We start from the raw sequence: 24,324 nt of genomic DNA, 5'->3' as shown, positions 1-24,324 counted from the left end.
ATCCTGCCCGACTCCCCCGCCGCGCCCGAAACCGCATTGCCCGCTGTCAGCGAGTCGGCTTCCACAGCCCCCCGACCAGGCCCGGACCGCCCGCGCCCAGAGGGTCGAGGAATCGGACCTGCGCCGCCGTCCGCACAGCCCTTGCCCTCGAGGCTTGCCGGTGTCGCCGGGCTGCTCGGGTCGGGACAGCACGTCCGATTCCCGGTGTGGCTGCTCGAAAAACATGAGCACCCCGGCACGCGGCGTCGAGGCCGAGTGGACCGGGGTGCGGAAAGGCGTTGTGGGTCAGCGCGGGTCGATGGCGCGGTAGCCGTGGCCCTGGCCGTCGTCGTAGTACTCGGTGACGACGGTGGCGTCGATGACCTCGCCGTCGGGGTCGATGACCACGTTGCGGTAGCCGTACGGGCCGACGGCGGTGGCGACGCGGCTCAGGCGGCGGGCGGCGAAAGCGGCCACGAGCGGGCGGAACAGGAACCGGGTCACCGGGAGCAGGGCCAGCAGGCCGAGGGCGGTGGTGAGCAGGCCCGGCACGAACATCAGGACCGCGCCGACGCCGACCAGGGCCCCGTCGGCGACCGCGGTGCCCGGGTCGAGTTCACCGCGCGCGGCCTTGCGGAAGCCTTGGAACACGCGCCGGCCCTGCGAGCGCACCAGCACCAGACCCACGGCCGAGCCCGCCAACAGCAGCAGGATGGTGGGGAATACGCCGATGAAGTGGCCGACCACGACGAGGGTGGCGATCTCGGCGGCGAACCAGGCGAGGAACAACAGGGCAGGCATCGGGCGATCCTTTCGATCGATCTACTCCTGCAACGCGCGAGGGCCCCGATTTTCTCCCGGGTGCGTCGCCGGTCACAGTGTCAGGCGCTGCCCGGGCGGACCAGCCCGGTCTCGTAGGCCAGGACCACGGCCTGAACCCGGTCGCGCAGGCCGAGTTTGGTGAGCACCCGCCCGACGTGGGTCTTGACCGTCGCCTCGGACAGGAACAGCTCCCCGGCGATCTCGGCATTGGAGCGCCCGGCCGCGATGTGCTCGAGCACCTCGCGTTCGCGGGCGGTGAGCACCTCCAGCACGCCCGGGTCGCGCCCGGCGGCCGGATCCTCGGCGATGAGCCGGTCGAGCAGCCGCTTGGTGACCTTGGGTGAGACGACCGCGTCCCCGGCGGCGACGCTGCGGATCGCGGAGATGAGGTCCTCGGGCGGGGTGTCCTTGAGCAGGAACCCGCTGGCCCCCGCCCGCAGCGCCCCCAGCGCGTGCTCGTCGAGATCGAAGGTGGTCATCACCAGAACCCTGCTCCCGCACCCGGATTCGATGATCCGCGCGGTCGCGGTCACCCCGTCGGTCACCGGCATCCGCACGTCCATGAGCACCACGTCGGGCCGCAGTTCCCGCGCCCGCGCGATCGCATTGGCCCCGTTGTCGGCCTCCCCCACCACCTCGATGTCGGGGTGGGCGCCGAGCACCATCCGCAACCCCGCACGCATGAGTTCCTGGTCATCGACTACTAGAACGGTGATCGGCACCCTGACAACCTAACCGGTGCCCAACGTGATCCCAGAATTCCCGGATCGATCTCCCGGCACGCGGACCGGGAGGGGGCAGCAGCGGTGATGCCCGTCCCGGTCCCGGCCGATCCGCTGGGTCACGCCCGCCAGAACCCGAAGGCCGCGCGGGCGGACCTGCCGGTCCAGCATGGCGATGGGGTATCCGGTGCACGCGAGCGTCGGCACGTTTCGCATGGGCGAACCGGCAGCGCGCGGATGCGAAGCCAGGGTGGAGGGTTATTCGCCGGTCGGGCGGTCGAGGGGGATGGTGGCGCGGACGGTCCAGCCGCCGTGCGGGTTTCGGCCCGCGGTGAGGGTGCCGTCGAGGACGGCGATGCGCTCGCGCATGCCGACCAGGCCCAGGCCGCTGCCGGGTATCCGCGATTGGACGGTGGCGGGGACCGCGAGTTCGGTGGTGGCGCTGACCGGGCCGCAGCCGTTGGCGCCGGGCCGGGTGATCAGGGTGGAGCCGTTGACGGTGGTCTGGGTGATCGGGGTGGGGCCGGAGTCGGTGATCTCGACGAAGACGTCGGTGTCGCGGCGGGTGACGGTGACCGCGGCGTGCGGGTCAGGGCCGGCGTGGCGCAGGGTGTTGGTCAGCGATTCCTGCACGATGCGGTGGATGCCGAGGCTGACCTCGGGGGTGACGGTGTCGAGTTCGCCGCACAGTTCCAGGGACACGTCCAGGCCCGCGCTGCGCATCATGTCGACGACCTTGGCGATGCCGGCGGTGCCGTGCTGCGGAAGTTGTTCGGGCGCATGCTCGGTGCGCAGCAGCTCGACGGTGCGGCGCAGTTCGCGCAGGGCGTCGCGGCCGGTGCCGGCGATGGTGGACAGCGCCTGTTCGGCGGTGTCGGGGTCGCGGCGCAGGGCGAAGCGCGCGCCGTCGGCCTGCACGATGATGACGCTGACCGCGTGGGCGACCACATCGTGCAGTTCGCGGGCGATGCGGGTGCGTTCGGCGGCGACCGCGTCGTGGGCGCGGCGTTCGCGGTCGTAGTCGGCCACGGCCAGGCGGGCGGCGACCTCGGCGTCGTAGGCGTGCCGCGCGCCCACGAATTCGGCCATCGTCCAGCACAACGCGAAGTAGAGGACGGTGAAGACGAGGTCGGTGGCCGGTGGCACCGCGACGGCCAACGCCGCCAGCAGGCTGTCGAGTACCAGCACGCCCAGGTAGATCAGCCCTTCACGGCGCCCGACGTAAGCGACCAGCGTGTAGAGCATGATGCCCAGCCCCAGCAGCGCCGGATGCACGGATTTGTCGTCGGCGCCGCTGTTGACCAGTGAGGTGAGCATCGACAGCCCCACCAGGCTCAGCGCCGCGGCCCACGGGTGGGTGCGGCGGAACACGATCGGCACCACCAGCAGCACGCTCATCACCAGATAGCTGACCTTGGAGCTGCTGTTGCCGACCGCGAGCACATCGATGGCCAGCAACAACACGGCCAGGGTCGAATCGGTGATGACGGGCTTGCCACGCAGCCACAAACTGAACCGGCGCACCCATCCACCCTACGGTCGCGCTCGGCGCGCGCGCCCGACCGGCACTCAACCGTTTGATCTTGGTGGACGGTTTCTGGTTGGGTCGCCCTGTGAGCCTTGCGGACTGGGCGGTCCTACTGACCGCGGCGACGGCGGCCGGTTGGGTCGACGCGGTGGTCGGCGGCGGCGGCCTGATCGTGCTGCCGACGCTGTTCGTGGTGTTACCCGGTCTGGCCCCGCAGACGGCCTTGGGCACCAACAAGATCGCCGCCTTATCCGGCACCAGCGCCGCGGTGCTGACCTTCTCCCGCAAGGTCCCGATGCGCTGGAAGGTCCTCATTCCCGGCGCGCTCATCGCCGCCCTCGCCGCGGCCTGCGGATCGGCGGCGGTGGCCTTGATCGACAAGAAGTACTTCGTCCCGATCGTGATGGTCGTCCTCGTCGGGGTGGCGATCTTCGTGACCATGCGCCCCTCGGTCGGGGTCACCATGGCCACCCATCCCCCGACCCGCCGCAAGACGATCCTGGTCGTGGCCCTGGCCGCCGGCCTCATCGGCCTCTACGACGGCCTGCTCGGCCCCGGCACCGGCACTTTCCTGATCATCACCTTCGCCACCCTGCTCGGCACCGAATTCGTCCGCGCCGCGGCCATGGCGAAGGTCATCAACTGCGGCTCCAACCTCGGCTCGCTGATCTTCCTGGCGAGCACCGGCCACGTCCTGTGGGCCCTGGGCCTGTCCATGGCCGTCGCGAACGTGGCGGGCTCCGTGGTCGGTTCGCGCATGGCGATCGCGAAGGGCGCGGGCTTCGTCCGCGCGGTCCTGCTGATCGTCGTCATCGTCATGGTGATCCGCCTCGGCTGGCAGCAGTTCACCACCTGACTCCACTGTCGTCGAGCGGCACACCATCGAGGCGATCTGTCCGAATACCCCGCGCCGGTGTGCCACTCGACGGTTAGACGCGGGCGTCTTCCGAGTGGCGGTGGACGCCGGGGAGGGAGCGGAGGCCGTCGGAGGCCGAGCGCTGCAACGACTCCTGGGTGAGACGGTGCACCGTCCCCATGGGGCGGAAGGGCTCGGGCTCCGGGCGTAGCGGGATGTCCGGGAGCAATTGGGTCTGCTCGCCGGGGAGTTCGCGCGGCGCGGGGGCGGGCTGGGACAGCCAGGGGGCCAGCACCTTCGAGGTGGTTTCCTGGATCTTGCGTTGCAGCGCTTCGGCGTCCTCGGCGAGGCCGGGGCGCTGGAACAGCACGGTCAGGGCACCGGACACCGCGCCGACGACCGCCCCGACGAGGGCGGCCGCGCCGACGTCGTCGAGTTCCTCCGGGAAGGCGGCGCGCAACTGGCGCGCGATCTCCTGTTGGGAGGCGAGCTGGGCGTAGGCGGCGCGGCCCGACACCGCGGGCACCGTGCGCGAAACCTGGGCGCGCAGTACGGCGATCCGGGCGGCGAGGGTGTCACCGAGGTGGTCGCCGGGGTTGTCGCCGGCGGCGCGCAGGGCGCGCAGCAGCACCTCGACGGGGCGTTCCCCGGGGCGGCGGGTGGCGATGGCGCGCACGGCGGCCTGCACGCGTTCGTCCGGCTCGGGGAACAGCAGTTCCTCTTTGCTGGCGAAGTAGTTGAAGAACGTTCTGGTGCCGACTTCGGCGGCGGCCGCGATGTCGGCGACGGTGGCCGCCTCGTATCCTCGGCTCTCGAACTGTTCTACGGCGGCTTCGAGCAGGGCTCGGCGGGTGCGTTCCCGTTTGCGATCGCGGAGTGCGGATGGCGGCACGCGGGCAGACAGTACGGCATCCGGTCAGCAAAACGTGGCATGTCCAGGACTTGTGCGTGCCGTTTCAGGCTGCGCTACTTCGCACTTCGCGCATTGTTGCAGCGTATGCATGTTTGCTGACCGTGAATTTCATTCCGGCTGCGTGGTTTCTTGGCCCCTCGGCGTGTCGGCCTCTAGGTTGGTTCGGGTGAGCATCGCTACCGCCGTCGTGGACGAACAGTTCCGTGCGCTGCCGCTGTCCGCGCTCGCCGACGCCGCCCTGTCCGCGGCCCGCTCGGCCGGAGCCGAGTACGCGGACCTGCGCGTGCATCGACTTGTGCAGCAGTCCATCAGGTTGCGTGACGGGCGCGTCGAATCGGTGTCCGACAGCACCGATCTCGGGTTCGCGGTGCGCGTGATCGTCGACGGCACCTGGGGTTTCGCCTCGCATGCCGACCTGACCGTGGATACCGCGGCCGAGGTGGCGCGCGGCGCGGTGACCGTGGCGCGCACGCTGCGCGCGCTCAATCGCGAGCGGGTCGAGCTGGCCGCCGAGCCGCGCTACGACGGCGTGGAGTACGTCTCGGCCTACGACCTCGACCCGTTCTCGGTGCCGACGCCGGAGAAAGTGGCGCTGCTGCTGGACTATTCGGAGCGGCTGAAGTCCGCCGACGGCGTCGATCACGTGACGGCGTCGGTGCTGCAGGTCAAGGAGCAGACCTTCTACGCCGACAGCTTCGGCTCGCGCATCACCCAGCAGCGGGTGCGGTTGCATCCGGAGTTCGAGGCGATCACCGTCGACCCGTCGGCGGGCGTGTTCGAGAGCATGCGCACGCTCGCGGCTCCCGTGGGGCGCGGCTGGGAGTACGTCACGGGCGCGGACGGAACCTGGGACTGGGCGGGCGAACTCGCGCGGATCCCGGAGTGGCTGGCCGAGAAGGTGAAAGCCCCGACCGTGGTCGCCGGGCCCACCGATCTGGTCATCGATCCGACCAATCTGTGGCTGACCATCCACGAATCCATCGGCCACGCCACCGAGTACGACCGCGCCATCGGCTACGAATCCGCCTACGCGGGCACCTCGTTCGCCACCCCCGACAAGCTGGGCACCCTGAAGTACGGCACCCCGATCATGCACGTGACCGGTGACCGCACCCAGGAGCACGGCCTGGCCAGCGTCGGCTGGGACGACGAGGGCGTGGCCGGGCAGCGCTGGGATCTGGTGCGCGACGGCATTCTCGTGGGCTATCAGCTGGATCGGGTGTTCGCGCCGCGGCTGGGCCTGGAACGCTCCAACGGCTGCTCCTACGCCGACTCCGCCCATCACGTGCCGATCCAGCGCATGGCCAATGTGTCACTGCAGCCCGATCCCGAACGCGACACCAGCACCGCCGAACTCATCTCCCGCGTCGAGGACGGCATCTACATCGTCGGCGACAAGTCGTGGTCGATCGATATGCAGCGCTACAACTTCCAGTTCACCGGCCAGCGTTTCTTCCGCATCCGCAACGGTGAATTGGCCGGGCAGCTGCGCGATGTCGCCTACCAGGCCACCACCACCGACTTCTGGGGATCCATGGAAGCCGTGGGCGGGCCCTCGACCTGGGTGCTGGGCGGTGCGTTCAACTGCGGTAAGGCGCAGCCCGGACAGGTGGCGGCGGTCTCGCACGGTTGCCCGTCGGTTCTGGTGCGCGGCATCAATATTCTCAATACCCGCGCCGAGGCCGGACAGTAGGCAGCGTCGTCTCGAAGAAAGGACCGACAACGGTGAGTGTGCTCCCCGCCCCCGAGGTCGTCGAACGCGCGCTGCGGTCCTCCCGCGCCGACGAGGCCGTGGTGATCGTGACCGACGCGCACGAGGCGTCGCTGCGCTGGGCCGGAAACTCCATGACCACCAACGGGTCCTCGGTGGCCCGGGACTGGGCGGTGGTCTCCATCTTCCGCGACGGGTCCGGCGCCCGCGTGGGCAGCGTGAGCTCCACCAGTGTGGATCCCGCCGACATCGAATACGTGGTGCGCGCCAGCGAAGAGGCCGCGCGCACCGCCGAACCCGCGCGCGACGCCATGCCGCTGCTGGATCCCGACGCCGTCGACGCCGACACCCTCGACAAGCTGCTGGACTGGGACGGCGAGCCGGCTACCACCGACATCGGCGTGTTCACCACCCTCGCGGGCGATCTCGCCACCGGATTCGACGGCGCGGACCGGCTCTACGGTTTCGCCCACCACCAGATGCACTCCACCTGGCTGGGCACCTCCACGGGCCTGCGGCGACGCTGGGTGCAGCCCACCGGGTCGGTGGAGATCAACGGAAAGCGCGGCGAGGGCGCGGAATTGGCCAGCGCCTGGGTCGGCACCGGCACCACCGATTTCGCCGACGTCGACACCCCCGGCCTGCTCGCGGAACTGTCGCGCCGCCTGGACTGGAGCAAGCGCCGCGTGGAGCTGCCCGCCGGCCGCTACGAAACCCTGCTCCCGCCCTCCGCGGTCGCCGACATGATGATCTACATGGCCTGGACCATGGAGGGCCGCGGCGCGCACGAGGGCCATACGGCCTTCTCGCGCGCGGGCGGGACCCGAATCGGCGAGCGGCTCACCGACATTCCGCTGACCCTCTACTCCGATCCGGCGGCCGCGGGCCTCGAGTACCGACCGTTCGTGGCGACCTCCTCGTCCTCGGAGTCGCTGTCGGTCTTCGACAACGGTCTCACCGCCCAGCGCACCGACTGGATCGGCGAGGGCGTCATCGAATCGCTGGTCTACCCGCGCGCCACCGCCGCCGAATTCGACGCCCCCGTCACCGTTCCCGGCGAGAACCTGCTCATGACCGGCGGCTCCGACGCCACCCTCGAGGACATGATCGCGCGCACCGAGCGCGGTCTGCTGCTGACCTGCCTGTGGTACATCCGCGAGGTCGACCCCGCGACCCTGCTGCTGACCGGCCTCACCCGCGACGGCGTCTACCTGGTCGAGAACGGCGCGGTCACGGCGGCGGTCAACAACTTCCGCTTCAACGAGAGCCCGCTGGACCTGCTGCGCCGCGCCTCCGAGGCGGGCCGCACCGAGATCACCCTGCCCCGCGAATGGAAGGACTGGTTCTCCCGGACGGCCATGCCGCCCTTGCGGATTCCCGACTTCCATATGTCCTCGGTCAGTCAGGCCACCTAGGCGGCAATAGCGACACCCGCTGTCCCAGACGGTGTTACGGTGACGGGAAGGCACCGACATCGATGGGGGACCCCGATGACCGATCCGCTCGCGGCCGGACCGCACGAATCCGCGGTCCGGCCCGACACCCGATTCGACATCGGGCCGGTCCGCTACCCGAAGCTGTACGCCGGGAACACCATTCCCATCCGCATGTCGGACGGAGTACTGCTGTCCGCCGACGTGCTGCGGCCCGGCGACGCGAACGGGCCCGCCGCCGAACCGCTTCCGGCGATCGTCAACTTCACCGCCTACAACAAGATGTTCAACCGCCACGCCACCCGCTGGAACAACTCCCTGCGCTGCCTCGCCGGGCGCGTCGAACCCTCCGACCGCACCCGGACCACCCGGCGTGATGTCCTGCGCACCCCGGCCGGCGGCATTCTGGAGCCGTTCGCCATCAACCGCACCGCCGTGCGACGCGGCTATGTGGGCCTGATGGTGGATGTGCGCGGCACCGGAAGCTCCACCGGCGCTTGGGATTTCTTCAGCAGCCGCGAACAGCTCGACTACGCCGAGGTGGTGCGCTGGGTCCGCGAACAGCCCTGGTGCGACGGCAGGGTCGCGGTCACGGGAGTCTCGTACGGGGCGATCGCGGCCCTGCACACCGCGGCGCAGCGGCCGGAGGGCCTCGAGGCCGTGTTCGCCATCGAGGCCGGGGAGAATCCGCCCCGCGAACTCGGGCTCACCGGCGGTGTGCCCACCCCGGGGATGGCCCTGTGGATTCTGGCGGTCAACGGCGGCAAGCTGATTCCCGCGCTGCCGGGTCTACTGCGTGAAGGTGTCGCCGGACAGTTCCTGCGCTCCCGGCTGACCCAGCGTTCCGGCTGGCTGGGCCGCGCGGTCCACGGCAACGACGACCGCCGCAACGAGGCCACCGCCGTCACCTTCACCAGCGCCCCCTTCGACCGGGACACGATCCTCACCGGACCGATGAACCTGCACCTACACGCCGAGGCCGACGGCACCGACGCCTTCTGGTCCATCACCGTCTGCGACGTCCATCCCGACGGCACCTCGCTGCCCTTCACCCGCGGCGCCCTGCTGTCCTCGCTGCGCCACACCGACTCCGCCACCAGCTATTACGTCGCCGACGAACTCCTGTTCCCCCACCACCCGCTCACCGCCGACTCCGCACTGCCCCTGTCACCGGGAACCCCCTTCGATATCGACATCGAGATCAACCCCACCGAAATCCTCCTCCGCACCGGCCACCGCCTGCGAATCGCGGTGAGCCGCACCAGCTTCCCCCGCCATCTCCTTCCCACGTGGAGGAAGCGGCAGATCACCGGCCAGACCGTCGTCCTCGACCCGGCCCGCCCGAGCTATCTGAGTTTCCAGGCGGTGGACGCCCGGACCGTTTGACCCCGCACTCGATCGGGTTCCGGTTCGGCTCCAGCACAAGAACATCCGCCGGTCCGCGGCCGGATCCAGCGGATGATGTGGGGATGGGCAGTGAAGTGGTCACCGGGTTGGTGGGGGTGGCCGGGGCGCTCGTGGGGGGTGCGGCGTCGTTCGCCGGGACCTGGGTGAACCTGCGGTCGCAGCATCGGCAGGCGGTGAAGGCGCGGCGGGAGGCTGTCCAGGATCGGCGGTATGCGGCGCATCTGGAGTTCGTCAAAGGCGTCGATCGGTTCTGTGAGGCGGCGCGGGACGCGCGATCGGTGCTCGATCGGGGGATGTTCGCCAGCGCACAGGAGTTGGAGGACGCGCAGGTCGAGTACACGAAGGCGTGGACGGAGCTTCGGGAATTGAAGGGTGCGGCCGAGTTGGCCGGGCCGCCGCCGCTGTCCACTGCGGTCCGGCAGGTGGGTGCGGCGATCCGTGACTACTCCTCCCGCATCGACAGCTGGTACTGCGCCGCGCTCGAGGGACTGTCGATGCCGGACGCCGAGCTGGTCGAGCGAGCCGAGTCCACCTTCGGCGAACTGTGCCGAACCGACCGCGAGACCGTCGACCGCGTCCGCGAGCGATACGTCGTCCAGGCTCAGGCGATCTTCTCGAAATAGCGTGCCGCCGAGGCGTTTCGGGTCAGACGGCGCGCGGTCGGCGCATGAACCAGTTCGGTACCGCGAGCACGTCGGCCTCCTCGACGACCTCGAATCCGAAGCGCCGGTAGAACCTCACGTTCTCGGGCTTGTCGGTTTCGAGGTAGGCGACCTCGCGCCGATCGTCGACGCGGGCGCAGAAATCCGTGAGCATGAGGGTGCCGATGCCCAGGCCCTGCAGTGCCGGGTCCACGGCGACCGGACCGAGGTGCCAATGAGGTTCGCCCGGATCGCGTTGCGCCCATTCGTTGCTCCACCGCACCACCCGCCCGGTCGTGCCGAACGGAGTGCCCAGCAACACGGTGGGCAGGATGAGCGTCTTCTCCTCCGGAGTCGGATGACAGCGGCCGGGCGGAGCCATACCGCACACGCCCACGACGCGGCCCTCGCGTAACGCCCCGCCGACGGTCCCGCGCCCGGACAGCCCGTACACCGCCGCCCGGAAGAACCGGGTCAGCACCCGTTCCCGGCGTGCGGGATCCGCTTCGAAGGCCGCCACATTGATCGGGTTGTCACGCATGCCGCGCCCGAGCACCGCGGCCGCCTCGCGCCGCCGTCCCCGCCCCAGGTCCCGGATCTCGATATCGACCATCGCCGTGCCCTCACCGTGCCGCGAACTCGCCTCCATCATGCCCGGGTCGGCGGGTTTCGGGCGTGAATCCGTTCCCCGCCATGGTTTCCCGAAAACTTCTTCGGGCATGAACGATGATTTGCCGACATCGGCTCCGACTTCATCGCAGAGACGGCAATCACGGCCGCTTCGTTCCACTCATGAAGGAGTACGGCAATGAGCAAGGTAGTCACCGGCGCGAGCATGTCCCTCGACGGCTTCATCGCCGGACCCGGCGAAACCGGATTCGAGCACCTGTTCGCCTGGTACCAGAGCGGCGATGTCCCGATCGCCAGCACCCACCCCGAGATCCCGTTCAACCTGACCCCCTCCGATGCCGCCTACCTGCAGGCCTGGCTCGACGGGGTCGGTGTCTACATCGTCGGCAAGCGGCTGTTCACCCTGACCGACGGCTGGGGCGGCGTGCATCCGGCCGACAAGCCGATCGTGGTGGTCACCCACACCGTGCCCGAGCAGTGGATCGCCGAGCATCCCGAGGCCCCGTTCACCTTCGTCACCGGCGGTGTGAAGGAGGCCGTGGATGTCGCGCGCGGTATCGCGGGCGAGAAGATGGTCGGCGTCAGCGGCGGCGATGTCGCCCGCCAATGCCTGGATCAGGGCCTGATCGAGGAGATCTGGGTCGATATCGTGCCGGTACTGCTCGGTGGCGGCGTCCCGCTGCTGGGCGAGCTCGCCGATGCGCCGGTGCTGCTCGAGGATCCGGAGATCGTGGCGGGCACGCGCGTCACCCATCTGAAGTACCGCGTGCGCTGACCCGGGGTTGCGCTGTCGGCGAACCGGTTGTCGCGAACCCCGTTTCGCGCGCATCCTGGTGTCATAGCAACGTAATCATGTAATCGGGATGGTGGTCGTCGTGGACGACGAAGCTGCCCTCTCGTCGATGGACGAGAACGCGAACTCCCCCGAGCCGGTGGCCCAGCCCGGCTTCGGAGAACCCGACGCCGCGGCGCTGGATGCCTATTCGCGCACCGTGATCGCGGTCGCCAAATCGGTGACCCCGCACGTGGCCAGCGTGCAGACCCGCCGCGGCGGCGGCTCGGCGGTGGTGTTCACCGACGACGGGTTCCTGCTCACCAATGCCCACGTGGTGGGCGAGGCGAGCAACGGTCAGGTGGTGTTCGCCGACGGGCTGGAATCGAAATTCGATGTGGTGGGCGTGGATCCGCTCTCGGATCTGGCGGTGCTGCGCGCCCGGGCCGGCGCGCCGCGCGCGGTGCAGCTCGGCGACGCCGACCGGCTCGTGGTCGGCCAGCTGGTGGTCGCGGTCGGCAGCCCGCTCGGGCTGGCCGGGTCGGTGACGGCCGGGGTGGTCAGCGCCCTGGGCCGTTCGGTGCCGGTGGGCAACCGCCGCACCGCCCGCGTGATCGAGGACGTCATCCAGACCGACGCCGCCCTCAATCCCGGCAATTCCGGTGGGGCACTCGCGGATTCGGCCGGGCGTGTGGTCGGGGTCAATACCGCCGTCGCCGGAATCGGCCTGGGACTGGCGATTCCGATCAATGCCACCACCCGCCGCATCATCAGCACCCTGCTCCTCGAGCGCCGGGTGCGGCGCGCCTACCTGGGCGTGGTCGGGGTGCCCGCGCCGCTGCCCACCGCGGTCGCCGCGCGGACCGGGCAGGACGCCGGGCTGCGCATCGTCGAAGTGGTGCGCGGCGGCCCGGCCGAACGCGCCGGACTGCGCCGCGGGGATCTGGTGCTCAGCATCGCGCGCACGGAAATCCGTGACGCGCAAGGCATTCAACGACAGTTGTTCGCCGACGCCATCGGCCGCTCACTGCCGGTGACCGTGCTGCGCAACGGCGCGATGGTGGATGTCATCGCGGTGCCGGTCGAGCTGACCGTGGATTGAGCCGGATCAGGACGCCGAGCGCTGTTCGAGGCTCGGCTGCCAGATATCGGCCAGCTCGTCGAGGGGGATGTCCAGGGCGCGGCTGAGCGCCACCACGGTCCCGAAGGCCGGGGTCGGCAGCCGACCCGATTCGATCTTGCGCAGCGTCTCGGGCGAAATGCCCGCGCTCGCGGCCACTTCCATCAGCTCGCGGTCCGCGCGGGCGGCACGCAGGGCCGCGCCCAGGCGGCGACCGGCCTCGAGCTGGGCGGGCGTGAGGGGCAGTCGGACCATGACCGCCACCCTACGGTTGGTATTTAAATACCGCAAGCCGCTATGGTCGGTATTAAAATACCGACTCTGGGAGGTTGTCATGGTGGAGCTCAAGAGCCCGGCCGAGATCGAACGCATGCGGGTCACCGGGGCCTTCGTGGCCGAGGTACTGGGTGAACTGCGCGCGAAGGCACAGATCGGGGTGAACCTGCTCGAACTGGAAGCCGTTGTGCGCGAACGCATCCGAGAGCGCGGCGCGGTCTCGTGCTACTGGGACTACTCCCCCTCGTTCGGGCGCGGGCCCTTCCGCAACACCATCTGCCTGTCGGTCAACGACGCGGTGCTGCACGGGCTTCCGTTCGACTACACCCTGCGCGACGGCGACGTGCTCAGCATGGATCTGGCGGTCAGCATCGACGGCTGGGTCGCCGACTCGGCCGTCACCACCATCGTCGGCACGCCCGATCCGGAGGACGTGCGCCTGATCCGCGCCACCGAGGACGCCCTCGACGCCGCGATCGCGGTGGCCGTGCCGGGCAACTCGATCGGCGATCTCTCGGCCGCCATCGCCGCGGTCGCGCACTCCGGCGGCTACCCGATCAATACCGAGTACGGCGGTCACGGCCTGGGCCGCACCATGCACGAGGACCCGCACGTCCCCAACAACGGCCGGGCCGGGCGCGGGTTCCGGCTGCGCCCGGGGCTGACCCTGGCCATCGAACCCTGGTTCGCCCGCACCACCGACCGCATCGTCACCGATCCGGACGGCTGGACCCTGCGTTCGGCCGACGGCTCCCGCACCGCCCACTCCGAACACACCATCGCCATCACCGAATCCGGCCCGCAGGTCCTCACCCGCGTGGGGTGAGAGCATCCGGTCATCCCCGCGGCAGCGTGCGGGGATATCCGAACCGGGCGAGAACGCTCTGATCCCCGAACCGCGTCATCGACTGAATCCGCTCTCCCCGCAAGGACAGCACGATGAGCCCGTTGGCCCGCCAGATCGGCGCGTGGGGATCGGGCAGATACAGCACCAGGGCGGGCTGACCATTGGCGCGAGCCGGAAGCAGCTTGACCTCCAGGCCCACATGGGTGTACACGAGGAAGTGGGCGATCGGTCCGGGTCCGCGGTGCTCGTCGGGCTCCGGCGGCATCGTCAGGCGGGCGTCGTCGGTCAGCAGCGTCACCAGTTCTTCCAGGTCGCCGCGCTCGAACGCGCTGACGAACCGGTCGACTACGGCGACCTCGGCGGGCGACTTGGGCAGGGGCACCTCGTGCGGATTCCGGTCGGGCGGCAGAGCGTCCCGGGCCCGGACGAGCGCGCTGTTGACCGCCGCCCGGGTGATGCCGAGGATCTCCGCGGTTTCGGCCGCCGGGAAGCCGAGCACATCGCGCAGCACCAGGACCACCCGCTGCTGGGGTGAGAGATGCTGCAGGCCCGCCACGAACGACAGGGCAATCGATTCCCGTGCGTCGTAACGGGATTCGGGACCGGGCGTCAGCTCGTCGAGGCCGCCCGGGAAGGGTTCGAGCCACCACGGCTCCTCGGAGCGCCCCGCCTCGGTCCGGTATCCGGGCAGGTCGGCCGGTTGCGGGCGGCGCGATTCGCCGCGCAGGTAATTGAGGCAGCGGTTGGTGGCGATCCGGTAGAGCCACGCCCGCAGTGACCGGCCGTCGAACCGGCCGATCGAACGCCATGCGGCCAACATGACCTCCTGGAGTACGTCCTCGGCATCCTGCACCGACCCCAGGATCCGATAGCAGTGCGCCTGCAGCTCACGGCGATAGGGCTCGACGAGTGCGCGGAACGCCGCACCATCTCCGGCCCGGGCCAGCGCGAGGGTCGCCTCGGTCATGGTGAGACCTGTCCTTTCCTCCACCCGAAAAACGGGTCCTGACAATGCAACACCGGCACCGGCCCGGATTCATCGCCACGCGGCGGCGAATCGGCGCGATCCGCGGTGCTTCATCCGGTGAGGACTTCGACCCGTGACGACCGGAGGCACCCATGACCTCACTGGACCCCAGCACCGACAGCCGCACCGCGACACCCGACGCGGCCCGCCGATGGCGCGCGTTCGCGCTGCTCACCGTCGCGTACTTCATGACCGCGGTGGATCTGCTGATCGTGAACGTAGCGCTGCCGACCATCGGCGCGAAACTGCGCTTCGCCCAATCGGACCTGCAATGGGTTGTGACCGCCTACGCGATCACCTTCGGCGGCTTCCTGCTGCTCGGCGGCCGGACCGCCGATCTGCTCGGGCGACGGCGCATGTTCACGGCCGGGCTGGCGGTGTTCACCGCGGCCTCGCTCGCCTGCGCGCTGGCCACCGATGCCACGTTCCTGATTCTCATGCGCGGGCTGCAGGGCCTGGGGGCCGCCGCGGTGCTGCCCGCCGCGCTCTCGATCGTGATGAACATGTTCCCCGAGGGCGCCGAACGCAATCGGGCACTGGGCATCTGGGGCGCGGTCGGCGCCAGCGGGGCCACCTTCGGCGTGCTGGCCGGTGGCGCGCTCACCCGCTATGCAGGCTGGCCCTACATCTTCTATCTCAACGTGGTGATCGGCGGAGCCGCGCTGCTGCTGACCCGGCGCGTGGTTCCCGAGAGCCGCCGGTCGGTCGCGCACCGCCGCTACGACCCGCTCGGCGCCCTCACCGTGACCGCCGCGCTGGTGCTCGCGGTCTACGCGATCTCGCAGGCGCCCACGCTCGGCTGGACGGCCACCCGGACGCTGGCGCTGCTCACGGCCGCGGCGGTCCTGCTGATCGCGTTCGTCGTGGTGGAGTCCAGAGTCGAGGCGCCGCTGTTGCCTCTGCGATTGTTCCGGCTGCGGACCCTCGCCGGTTCCAACGCGGTCGGCTTCCTCCTCGGGGCAGGGTTCTACGGCTACATCTTCATCGGCACCCTGTACATGCAGCAGGTGCTCGGATACTCCGCGATGACGACCGGGTTGGCCTGGCTCACAGTCGGATTGACGGGAGTGGTGTTCGCCGGACCGGCGCAGTACCTGGTCACCCGGGCGTCGGCCAGGCTGGTGATGGCGACGGGAATGACCCTCACCGCAGCCGGAATCCTCTGGGCCACACAGGTTCCGGTGCACGGCAGCTTCTGGGCGAACCTGGCGGGCCCGTTCCTCCTGACCGGAACCGTCACCTGGGTGTTCATCCCGGTGTCGATCGGAGCCCTGGCCGGGGTGACCGAGCGTGACGCGGGCGTGGCCTCCGGCCTCATCGACTCCTCCCAGCAACTCGGCGGCGCGATCGGCATAGCCATCGCGTCCACCGTGGCGACCGCGCGCTCCACGGCCCTGCTCGGCCGTGGCCATCCCGCCGCGGACGCCCTCACCGGCGGGTTCCATCAGGCCCTGTGGGCCTGCGGACTCCTCGGCCTGAGCGCGGTACCCATCGCATTGCTGCTGGTCCGCCGCGCCGATATCGCCCAGGTCGCGGCGTCTTTACCGTTCACCCCGGCCGGTAAATAGGCCGCCGAACCAGGGCGAGGCGGATCCGCCGCCGTCATCGCGGGTCCGGCGCCCGCCCCACCGGCCGGGCCGCCCTCGGGCCCGGCCGGTGCTCCGGTGAAACATTCACTGGGAGATACTCATTCGATGGGTAACGACGACGTAACGCCGAACGCCGAGACCGCCGCCCGCGACACCGCGACGGTGGCGCACCTCGAGCTGTCCCAACGCCGCTTCCCCGAAGGCCAGCGCCGGATCTTCCTGGCCGCCATCGACGCCTTTTCCGAGCGCGGCTTCCACGCCACCACCACCCGCGACATCGCCGCGCGCGCCGGACTCAGCCCCGCCGGGCTCTACGTCCACTTCGGCTCCAAAGAGGAAGTGCTCTACCGCATTTCGCTGTCGTCCATGCGCCTGACCCAGCAGGTCGCCACCGCCGCGGCCGCCGCCCCCGGCACCGCCGCCGAACACCTGACCGCCGTCGTGCGCGACCTGACGGTCTGGCACGCCGAGCACGCCGCCTCGGTCAAGGTCGTGCTGCACCACCTCACCGACCTCACCCCCGAACACCGCGCCGAGGTCATCGACATCCAGATCGCCATCCACCGCCTGCTGCGCGACCTGGTCGCGCACGGCGTCACCGACGGCGACTTCGACGTCCCCGACACCCACGCCACCACCCTGGCCCTGATGTCGTTGTGCGTCGACACCGCCCGCTGGTACTCCCCCGACTACCGCCGCAGCCCCGACCAGATCGGCGCCGATTACGCCGCCATGGCCCTGCGCCTGGTCGCCGCGAAGTCCGCGTGAGAGGCCCCGGCTCAATCCGCCGCGGGCAGCCCGTCGATCACCAGATCCACTGCGCCGCTGAGATATTCGGGCGTCAGCGGCTGACCGCGCAATAGCAGCCGGAACCAGATGGCCCCGGCGAGCAGATCCATGATCGCCGCCGGGTCGCATGCGCGACCGAGTTCGCCGCGATCCATCGCGCGTTGGAACACCGGCTGCTCGCGACAGAGCCGGTCGGCGAAGAAGGACGCTCCGACCGCCGCCAGCTGCGGCCGCGCGGGTGCGGCCGCCAGCACCGCGGTGGCGACGGGCCCGGTCGCCGCATCGGTCAGCAATCCGGCGATGGCATGCGCCAAGGCGAGCAGATCACCGCGCAGACTGCCCGTGTCCGGCACCGGGAAGGCCAGCAGGTCGGAGTCGGTGAGTGCGGCGGCCAGCAGCGCGTCCTTGGCGGGCCACCAGCGATACAGCGTCGTCTTGTTCACCCCGGACCGCTCGGCAACCGCCTCCATGGTCAGTCCGTCATAACCCTTGGCGGCCAGCAATTCCAGGGTCGCCCCGTAGATCGCACCCGCCTGCCGCGGTCCGCCCGCCGATCGTCGTCCCGGTGTCGTCACCGCCCCAAAATACAACACAACGTTGCGTTGCACTCGAATGCCTGCTTTGATCACAACGCAACGTTGCGTTGCATTTTCTCTGGAGGTAGCGATGACGAACACTCCGATCGTCCTGGTCCACGGCATCAGGCTGAGCCACACCTGCTGGGCGGAGGTGATCGACCGCCTCGCCCCGCGACGCCCGGTGCTGGCGATCGATCTGCCCGGCCACGGTCGCCGCCGCGGCGAACGATTCACCCTGCCGGGCGCGATCGAGGCGGTCGCCGAGAGCATCGATCGACAAGGCGGCAACGCCCTGGTCGTGGGCCATTCCCTGGGCGGTTTCGTCTCGATCGCCACCGCCGCCGCCCATCCCGGCCGGGTTTCGGGACTGGTCGTGGCGGGCTCGACCCTGGTGCCCGGCCGCACGCTCTCGATGCCGTTCCGACTCATGCACCGCGCCCTGTCGTCACGACCCGACGGCGGAAAAGCACTCAGCGAGCGCGTCTTCGATCGTGCTGTCCCGTCCCGCGTCGCCGCCGACATCGCGCGCGGCGGCATCGCCACCGAAGCGATCCCCGATGTACTCGCCGCCCTGACCGGCTTCGATCCGCTCGCCGCCCTCGCGGCCTATCCGGGACCCGTCCGCCTGGTCAATGGCGGTCACGATCATTTCCGCCTCGGCGAGCAAGCCTTCCTGCGCGCCGCCGCCGACGCCCGCCTACTGGTCGTCCCGCGCGCGGGCCACTATCTCCCGCTCACCCACGCCGACGCGTTCGCCGGGCTCGTCGCCGATTTCGCCGCATCCATAGAGATGGCCAAGAGTATGGTGTCGAATATGGCCAAGTTGACGATTACGGTTCCTGATGCCGATCTCGCCTTCTTCGAAGCTGCAGCGGCACGCAACGGATTGAAGGTCTCCCCCTATTTCGTGCGTGCCGCCAAGATCGGCGCTTTGTGGGAGGATGCGAACCGCCCGCGGCAGCGTGACGCCGCCGACGACGTGGCCCGCGCCGAAGAACTTCTCGCGCTAGACGAGGCAGCCGACTCCGATGCCCACAACGGGCACGGACACGCCGCGTGAACCACGGCGACGTCTACACCTTCGATCGCGAACGCCCCTCCCGCGAAAACGACGAACGTACCCCCTACCGGGTCGTCATTACGCCCGGTTATCTGCTGCCGGACAGCGAGAACTGGGTAATGGTCGCGCCCATCGAACGATTCGACCCGGATCGACTTGTCGCGGTACCGCTGGCCGAGGCAGACCCGGTTCAGGGTTGGATTCGGACCGACCGCATCACTACCGCTTACCGGCCATGGCTGTCCGGTCCCGTTGGGCGGCTCACGGACACAACGATCGCAATCTTCGACGACCGCCTCAAGGCCGCACAAGGGATCGACTGATCGACCGGAACCGAAACTGCCCCTTGCGCTTCCTCGTCGATCAGGTCGGAAGCCATGCCACGGATCGGGCGCAGACGCACGCCCCTGGCGCGGCGCGTGATCCGCGTCGCGCCGGGGAACCGGTTAGGCATACCTCCGCATTCACTGCGGCGATGCACGGGTTGAGGACGGCAGGAGCTGACGGCGCCCATTATGCTGCGGGCGTGGAGAATACGTTCGAGGCGTTGGGCAAGGCGAACTATGTGCAGCTGACCACCTTCAAGAAGGATGGGACGCCGGTCGGGACTCCCGTGTGGGCGGTGCTCGACGACGGCCGGCTCTATGTCTGGACCGTGACCGACAGCTGGAAGGTCAAGCGCATCCGGCGCAATCCCGAAGTCACGCTGCAGCCGTGCGACTTCCGCGGCAAGACCCATGGCGAGATGGTGAAGGGTTCGGCCCTGATCCTCGATCCCGCGGGCTCGGAGCGGACGCGGGATCTGATCAAGCGCCGGTACGGCATCATGGGCTGGATCAGCATCACGCTGAGCAAGATCCGCCGCGGCGACACCGGCACCATCGGCATCGAAATCGCTCCGGCATAACGCTTTTCGCGCACGCCGCAGCCGCCGAACCGACGGGGAGCGGTCCGGCGGCGGGTGTGCGTATTCCCTTCCCGGTCAGGGTTGATCTCCGGCGATGACCGCGCCGAGCAGCCCGCCGACGATGCAACCGGCAATGGCGCCGACCACGAAGAAGAAGAACCCGATCACGGCGCCGACCACGCAGCCGATGAGCGCTCCGGCCACGATCGATCCGGCATTCGCCACATTCTGCAGTGCCACGACATCAGCGGTCGGCGCGGCGACATCGGCCGGGTCGGCGGGCCGTACGGTCAATTCGGTTCCCGCCGCGCTGACCTCGGGGATGACGGACAGGACGCGGTCCGCGGTCGGATAGACCAGCGGTAGCGAACCGATGATCTCCCCCGACGGCGCGATCACGTTCACCCCGGTACCGGCGAGCTCGAAATGACCCGCGGTGAGGGTGGTGGTGACCGCGCTGCGATCGGGCGCGAGCGTGACCGAATAGTCGACGCCCCGATCCGCGCCGGAGATGCCGGGCGCAGTGACGGGTGCGCCGTGTGCGGTCACCGTGGCGACGCACAACGCAGCGACGGAAAGTAAAGCGGTAGCGGCAATTCTGGCAATTCGCATGATGTTTCCCTGCAATCGAAGAGCCGATTCACCGCATGGCCAAGCTGGCGAATCCCGAACAGAGACGCCTTGGACCGCAACTCGATTGCGCGTACCCGTGGACGCGGCGAATCGGGGAATTCCCAATCGAATTATGAGCCCCAATACCATCATTGGGTGACCCGACGTCTCCCCGAGTACGACGCCGGGACGATTCTCATAATCCTCTCAAGATCTCCCACAGGGAAGACCCAGGTGCCGGGGTTGTCCGCCGTTGTCCTGCGAGTCACCCCGACACGCCGCGCGCGGCCGGAATTCGCTTATTCCAGTTCGCCTTCGGTTTCCAGGTAGATCTGCCGCAGCCGGTCCAGGGTTTCGCGTTCGGGCTGTTCCCAGAGTTTCCGCTCCGCCGCTTCCAGCAAACGCTCCGCAATACCGTGCAGCGCCCAGGGATTCGACTGCTCCATGAACTTGCGGTTGGTCTCGTCGAAAACATACGACTCGGCGAGCTTTTCGTACATCCAGTCCGCGACCACATTCGTGGTCGCGTCGTAGCCGAACAGATAGTCGACCGTGGCGGCCATTTCGAACGCGCCCTTGTAGCCGTGCCGGCGCATCGCCTCGAGCCAGCGCGGGTTCACCACGCGCGCCCGGAACACGCGGGTGGTCTCCTCCGACAGGGTGCGGGTGCGCACCGCGTCGGGGCGAGTGCTGTCACCGATGTAGGCCTCGGGGTTCTTGCCGGTGAGCGCGCGCACCGCGGCCACCATGCCGCCGTGGTACTGGAAGTAGTCGTCGGAGTCGGCGATATCGTGCTCGCGGGTGTCGGTGTTCTTGGCCGCCACCGCGATTCGCCGATACGCGGTGCGCATGTCGTCGGCGGCGGGCGCGCCGTCGAGGTCACGGCCGTAGGCGAAACCGCCCCAGGCGGTGTACACCTGCGCCAGATCGTCGTCGGTACGCCAGCTCTTGGAATCGATCAGCTGCAGCAGTCCCGCGCCGTAGGTGCCGGGCTTGGAGCCGAAAATCCTGGTGGTGGCGCGTCGTTCATCACCGTGCTCGGCCAGATCGGCCTGAGCATGGGCACGCACGTAGTTGGATTCGGCGGGCTCGTCGAGCTCGGCGACCAACCGGACCGCGTCATCGAGCAGCGCGAGCACGTGCGGGAAGGCATCGCGGAAGAACCCGCTGATGCGCACCGTGACGTCGATGCGCGGGCGGCCCAGTTCCTCCAGCGAGATGGCCTCGAGCCGAGTCACGCGGCGGCTGGCCTCATCCCACACCGGCCGCACGCCCAGCAGCGCGAACACCTCGGCGATATCGTCTCCGGAGGTCCGCATGGCCGAGGTGCCCCACACCGACAGGCCCACCGAGCGCGGGTACTCGCCGTGATCGGCCAGATACCGCTCCAGCAGCGAATCCGCCATGGCCTGACCGGTTTCCCACGCCAGCCGCGACGGCACCGCCTTGGGATCGACCGAATAGAAATTCCGCCCGGTCGGCAGCACATTGATCAGACCACGCAGCGGCGAACCACTCGGCCCGGCCGGAATGAATCCACCATTCAGCGCGTGCAGGATTCGCGAGATCTCCACCCCGGTCTGCCGCAACCGCGGCACCACCTCGGTCGCCCCGAACCCCAGCACCCGACGCACCTGCGTCAAAGGCCCTTCCACCTCGCCCGACGACCTTGCCGCCTCAGACGACGTCCCCACCGAATCGGCCGACGGCCCTGCCTTGGCGGTCGACGATTCCGCCGCCCCGACCGACGGCCCCGTCGCGGTGGCCGAGAGCACCGCCGAATCGGCCAAGGGCGCGGCACTCGTGGTCGAAAGCCCTGTTGCAGTGGCGATTCCGGCCGCTGCAGCCAGTTCGCCGTTCAACAGCGTCTCAGTGACCGCGTCGATGGAGTCGACATCCCAGTCGACTTCCTGCATGGCCGACACCAGTTCGCGCGCCAGCTTCTCGAACGCGTCCACCCGCTCGCGCGCTTCGTCCCCGGCTTCGCTGAGCCCCAGTGCTTCCCGCAGGCCCGGCACGTTGACCTCGCCGCCCCACAGCTGCCGGGCGCGTAGCATGGCCAGCACCAGGTCGACCTCGGACTCCCCCGCCGGGGCCTGGCCGAGAATGTGCAGCCCGTCGCGGATCTGTACGTCCTTGATCTCGCACAGCCAGCCGTCGACGTGCAGCAGCATGTCGTCGAAGACTTCCTCGTCGGGCCGCTCGGTCAGGCCGAGATCGTGGTCCATCTTGGCCGCCCGCATGAGCGTCCAGATCTGCTGGCGGATGGCGGGCAGCTTGCCCGGGTCCAACGCCGAGATGTTGGCGTGCTCGTCGAGCAGCTGTTCGAGCCGCGAGATGTCGCCGTAGGTTTCGGCGCGCGCCATCGGCGGGATCAGGTGGTCGACCAGGGTGGCGTGGGCGCGGCGTTTGGCCTGGGTGCCCTCGCCCGGGTCGTTGACCAGGAACGGGTAGATCAGCGGCAGATCGCCCAGCGCGGCATCGGTGCCGCACGACGCCGACATGCCGAGGGTCTTGCCGGGCAGCCATTCCAGGTTGCCGTGCTTGCCCAGATGCACCACGGCGTCGGCGGCGAAGCCCTCCGGCGCGGCCAGCCAGCGGTAGGCGGCCAGATAGTGGTGACTCGGCGGCAGATCCGGGTCGTGGTAGATGGCGACGGGATTCTCGCCGAACCCGCGCGGCGGCTGCACGATCAGCACCACATTGCCGAAACGCAATGCGGCGATGACGATTTCACCCTTGGGGTCGGCGGAGCGGTCCACGTACAGCTCGCCCGGGGGCGGGCCCCACGCCTCGACGACCGCCTCGCGCAGGTCCTCCGGCAGCGTCTCGAACCACTGCGTGTACAGGTCGGCCCCGATACGAATCGGGTTGCCCTCCAACTGTTCCGCGCTCAGCCAGTCCGGGTCCTGACCGCCCGCGGCGATGAGCGCGTGGATCAGCGCGTCGCCGTCACCCTGTTCCAGGCCGGGGATTTCCCCCTCCGCGCCAAGATCGTAACCGGCCGAGCGCATCTCAGTGAGCAACCGGATCGCGCTGGCCGGGGTGTCCAGCCCGACCGCATTGCCGATGCGCGCGTGCTTGGTCGGGTACGCCGACAGCACCAGCGCGATCTTCTTGCGCTCGGCCGGAATGTGCCGCAGCCGCGCGTAGCGCACCGCGATGCCCGCCACGCGTGCCGCACGCTCGGCGTCGGGCACATAGGTCGAGAGCCCGTCGGCGTCGAACTCCTTGAACGAGAACGGCACCGTGATGATGCGCCCGTCGAATTCCGGCACCGCCACCTGCGTCGCCACATCCAGCGGCGACAGGCCGTCGTCGTTGGCCTCCCACTGCTCGCGGCCGCTGGTCAGGCAGAGCCCTTGCAGGATCGGCACATCCAGGTCCGCGAGCGCGCCCACATCCCAGGCCTCGTCGTCGCCGCCCGCCGAGGCGGTCGCGGGCTTGGTGCCACCGGCCGCCAGCACGGTGACCACCAGCGCGTCGGCCTTGCGCAGTTCGGCCAGCAGTTCCGGTTCGGCGGCACGCAGCGAGGCGCAGTACACCGGCAGCGCCCGCGCCCCCTTGTCCTCGATGGCCGAGCACAGCGCATCGATGTAGCCGGTGTTGCCGGCCAGATGCTGGGCGCGGTAGTACACCACGGCGACGGTCGGGGCGTCCGCGCCGAGCTCGCGCGAATCCCGTTCCAGTTCACCCCAGCTGGGCATCTCCACCGGCGGCTCGAAGCCGTGCCCGGTGAGCAGCACGGTGTCGGAGAGGAAGTTGTGCAGCTGCAGCAGGTTCCGGGGCCCGCCCGCGGCCAGATAGTTGTGCGCGTCCGCGGCCACACCGCCCGGCACCGTCGAGCACTCCATGAGCTCGGCGTCCGGCGCGATCTCACCGCCGAGCGCCACCATGGGAATCCCGCTCGCGCGCACCGTCTCCAACCCGCTCTCCCAGGCGCGCCTGCCGCCCAGGATGCGCACGATCACCAGCTCGGCACCGTCGAGCAGACCCGGCAGGTCTTCCGGCAGCAGCCGCGCGGGATTGGCGAGCCGGTAGTCGGCCCCGCTGGCGCGCGCGCTCAGCAGATCGGTGTCGGAGGTGGACAGCAGCAGAATCACAG

Annotated in this window: 23 protein-coding genes; 13 read left to right on the top strand and 10 right to left on the bottom strand. The window is 69.5% G+C overall.

What is annotated here, in order from left to right; all coding sequences use genetic code 11:
- Window positions 1-285: 285 nt before the first annotated feature.
- From GPX89_RS36210 to GPX89_RS36200, 3 genes are all read right to left on the bottom strand, one after another.
- Window positions 286-780 (bottom strand): FxsA family protein, encoded by a 495-nt coding sequence (locus GPX89_RS36210; protein ID WP_157392253.1) that lies wholly within the window; start codon window positions 778-780, stop codon window positions 286-288.
- 80 nt (window positions 781-860) lie between these two features.
- Window positions 861-1,523, bottom strand: coding sequence for a response regulator transcription factor (locus GPX89_RS36205; protein WP_328602697.1), 663 nt, complete (start codon window positions 1,521-1,523; stop codon window positions 861-863).
- Between the two features lie 258 nt (window positions 1,524-1,781).
- Window positions 1,782-3,047 carry a sensor histidine kinase gene (locus GPX89_RS36200; protein WP_328602696.1) on the bottom strand — a complete coding sequence of 422 codons (1,266 nt, stop codon included), beginning with the start codon at window positions 3,045-3,047 and terminating at the stop codon, window positions 1,782-1,784.
- An 89-nt stretch (window positions 3,048-3,136) separates the two neighbouring features.
- Between GPX89_RS36200 and GPX89_RS36195 the strand changes: the two genes are divergently transcribed.
- Window positions 3,137-3,907, top strand: coding sequence for a TSUP family transporter (locus tag GPX89_RS36195; RefSeq protein WP_328602695.1), 771 nt, complete (start codon window positions 3,137-3,139; stop codon window positions 3,905-3,907).
- A 73-nt stretch (window positions 3,908-3,980) separates the two neighbouring features.
- Here GPX89_RS36195 and GPX89_RS36190 read toward each other — a convergent pair whose 3' ends face one another.
- On the bottom strand, window positions 3,981-4,799 hold the full coding sequence (locus tag GPX89_RS36190) for a TetR/AcrR family transcriptional regulator (RefSeq protein ID WP_328602694.1): 819 nt from the start codon (window positions 4,797-4,799) through the stop codon (window positions 3,981-3,983).
- A gap of 187 nt (window positions 4,800-4,986) precedes the next feature.
- On the opposite strand from GPX89_RS36190, the gene GPX89_RS36185 reads away from it, so the two are divergent.
- From GPX89_RS36185 to GPX89_RS36170, 4 genes are all read left to right on the top strand, one after another.
- Complete coding sequence (locus tag GPX89_RS36185) at window positions 4,987-6,513, top strand: TldD/PmbA family protein (RefSeq protein ID WP_407939533.1); 1,527 nt, start codon at window positions 4,987-4,989, stop codon at window positions 6,511-6,513.
- A gap of 38 nt (window positions 6,514-6,551) precedes the next feature.
- Window positions 6,552-7,946, top strand: a complete 1,395-nt coding sequence (locus tag GPX89_RS36180; RefSeq protein ID WP_328602732.1) for a TldD/PmbA family protein — start codon at window positions 6,552-6,554, stop codon at window positions 7,944-7,946.
- Between the two features lie 75 nt (window positions 7,947-8,021).
- Complete coding sequence (locus tag GPX89_RS36175) at window positions 8,022-9,350, top strand: CocE/NonD family hydrolase (RefSeq protein WP_157392250.1); 1,329 nt, start codon at window positions 8,022-8,024, stop codon at window positions 9,348-9,350.
- Window positions 9,351-9,433: 83 nt separating this feature from the next.
- Window positions 9,434-9,994 (top strand): hypothetical protein, encoded by a 561-nt coding sequence (locus GPX89_RS36170; protein ID WP_157392249.1) that lies wholly within the window; start codon window positions 9,434-9,436, stop codon window positions 9,992-9,994.
- Between the two features lie 22 nt (window positions 9,995-10,016).
- Here the strand turns inward: GPX89_RS36170 and GPX89_RS36165 are convergent, their stop codons facing one another.
- The gene (locus GPX89_RS36165) at window positions 10,017-10,733 is read right to left on the bottom strand and encodes a GNAT family N-acetyltransferase (RefSeq protein WP_157392248.1); all 717 of its coding nucleotides are present in this window, start codon (window positions 10,731-10,733) and stop codon (window positions 10,017-10,019) included.
- Between the two features lie 87 nt (window positions 10,734-10,820).
- Between GPX89_RS36165 and GPX89_RS36160 the strand changes: the two genes are divergently transcribed.
- Together GPX89_RS36160 and GPX89_RS36155 are read left to right on the top strand one after the other, a co-directional pair.
- Window positions 10,821-11,417, top strand: a complete 597-nt coding sequence (locus tag GPX89_RS36160) for a dihydrofolate reductase family protein (protein ID WP_157392247.1) — start codon at window positions 10,821-10,823, stop codon at window positions 11,415-11,417.
- Window positions 11,418-11,544: 127 nt separating this feature from the next.
- Window positions 11,545-12,516 carry a S1C family serine protease gene (locus tag GPX89_RS36155; RefSeq protein WP_157392397.1) on the top strand — a complete coding sequence of 324 codons (972 nt, stop codon included), beginning with the start codon at window positions 11,545-11,547 and terminating at the stop codon, window positions 12,514-12,516.
- Window positions 12,517-12,522: 6 nt separating this feature from the next.
- Here GPX89_RS36155 and GPX89_RS36150 read toward each other — a convergent pair whose 3' ends face one another.
- Window positions 12,523-12,789: a helix-turn-helix domain-containing protein gene (locus GPX89_RS36150; RefSeq protein WP_157392246.1), complete on the bottom strand. Its 267-nt coding sequence runs from the start codon at window positions 12,787-12,789 to the stop codon at window positions 12,523-12,525.
- A 79-nt stretch (window positions 12,790-12,868) separates the two neighbouring features.
- Between GPX89_RS36150 and map the strand changes: the two genes are divergently transcribed.
- A complete protein-coding gene (gene map / locus GPX89_RS36145) occupies window positions 12,869-13,636 on the top strand; it encodes a type I methionyl aminopeptidase (protein WP_157392245.1) in 768 nt (255 codons plus the stop codon).
- Between the two features lie 10 nt (window positions 13,637-13,646).
- On the opposite strand, the gene GPX89_RS36140 is transcribed toward map, so the two are convergent.
- Complete coding sequence (locus tag GPX89_RS36140) at window positions 13,647-14,624, bottom strand: RNA polymerase subunit sigma-70 (RefSeq protein ID WP_157392244.1); 978 nt, start codon at window positions 14,622-14,624, stop codon at window positions 13,647-13,649.
- A gap of 152 nt (window positions 14,625-14,776) precedes the next feature.
- On the opposite strand from GPX89_RS36140, the gene GPX89_RS36135 reads away from it, so the two are divergent.
- Together GPX89_RS36135 and GPX89_RS36130 are read left to right on the top strand one after the other, a co-directional pair.
- Window positions 14,777-16,252, top strand: a complete 1,476-nt coding sequence (locus GPX89_RS36135; protein ID WP_157392243.1) for an MFS transporter — start codon at window positions 14,777-14,779, stop codon at window positions 16,250-16,252.
- Between the two features lie 126 nt (window positions 16,253-16,378).
- Window positions 16,379-17,041 carry a TetR/AcrR family transcriptional regulator gene (locus GPX89_RS36130; protein WP_157392242.1) on the top strand — a complete coding sequence of 221 codons (663 nt, stop codon included), beginning with the start codon at window positions 16,379-16,381 and terminating at the stop codon, window positions 17,039-17,041.
- Window positions 17,042-17,052: 11 nt separating this feature from the next.
- On the opposite strand, the gene GPX89_RS36125 is transcribed toward GPX89_RS36130, so the two are convergent.
- On the bottom strand, window positions 17,053-17,637 hold the full coding sequence (locus GPX89_RS36125) for a TetR/AcrR family transcriptional regulator (protein WP_198347761.1): 585 nt from the start codon (window positions 17,635-17,637) through the stop codon (window positions 17,053-17,055).
- A 91-nt stretch (window positions 17,638-17,728) separates the two neighbouring features.
- Here GPX89_RS36125 and GPX89_RS36120 point away from each other — a divergent pair, with 91 nt between their 5' ends.
- The 3 genes from GPX89_RS36120 (at window position 17,729) to GPX89_RS36110 (ending at window position 19,607) form a co-directional block, all read left to right on the top strand.
- Window positions 17,729-18,700: an alpha/beta fold hydrolase gene (locus GPX89_RS36120; RefSeq protein ID WP_157392240.1), complete on the top strand. Its 972-nt coding sequence runs from the start codon at window positions 17,729-17,731 to the stop codon at window positions 18,698-18,700.
- Complete coding sequence (locus GPX89_RS36115; RefSeq protein ID WP_157392239.1) at window positions 18,697-19,023, top strand: hypothetical protein; 327 nt, start codon at window positions 18,697-18,699, stop codon at window positions 19,021-19,023. The genes GPX89_RS36120 and GPX89_RS36115 overlap by 4 nt, the downstream gene beginning before the upstream one ends.
- 203 nt (window positions 19,024-19,226) lie before the next feature.
- Window positions 19,227-19,607 carry a PPOX class F420-dependent oxidoreductase gene (locus tag GPX89_RS36110; RefSeq protein ID WP_328602692.1) on the top strand — a complete coding sequence of 127 codons (381 nt, stop codon included), beginning with the start codon at window positions 19,227-19,229 and terminating at the stop codon, window positions 19,605-19,607.
- Window positions 19,608-19,682: 75 nt separating this feature from the next.
- On the opposite strand, the gene GPX89_RS36105 is transcribed toward GPX89_RS36110, so the two are convergent.
- Window positions 19,683-20,219, bottom strand: a complete 537-nt coding sequence (locus GPX89_RS36105) for a hypothetical protein (protein ID WP_198347760.1) — start codon at window positions 20,217-20,219, stop codon at window positions 19,683-19,685.
- A gap of 299 nt (window positions 20,220-20,518) precedes the next feature.
- Window positions 20,519-24,322 carry a cobaltochelatase subunit CobN gene (gene cobN, locus GPX89_RS36100; RefSeq protein WP_328602691.1) on the bottom strand — a complete coding sequence of 1,268 codons (3,804 nt, stop codon included), beginning with the start codon at window positions 24,320-24,322 and terminating at the stop codon, window positions 20,519-20,521.
- Window positions 24,323-24,324 lie beyond the last annotated feature (2 nt).

It is taken from the genome of Nocardia terrae (genome assembly GCF_009760405.1).
Lineage (GTDB): Bacteria > Actinomycetota > Actinomycetes > Mycobacteriales > Mycobacteriaceae > Nocardia > Nocardia terrae.
The sequence above is the reverse complement of the archived record's forward strand: the minus strand, read 5'-3'. Positions and strand labels throughout refer to the sequence as shown.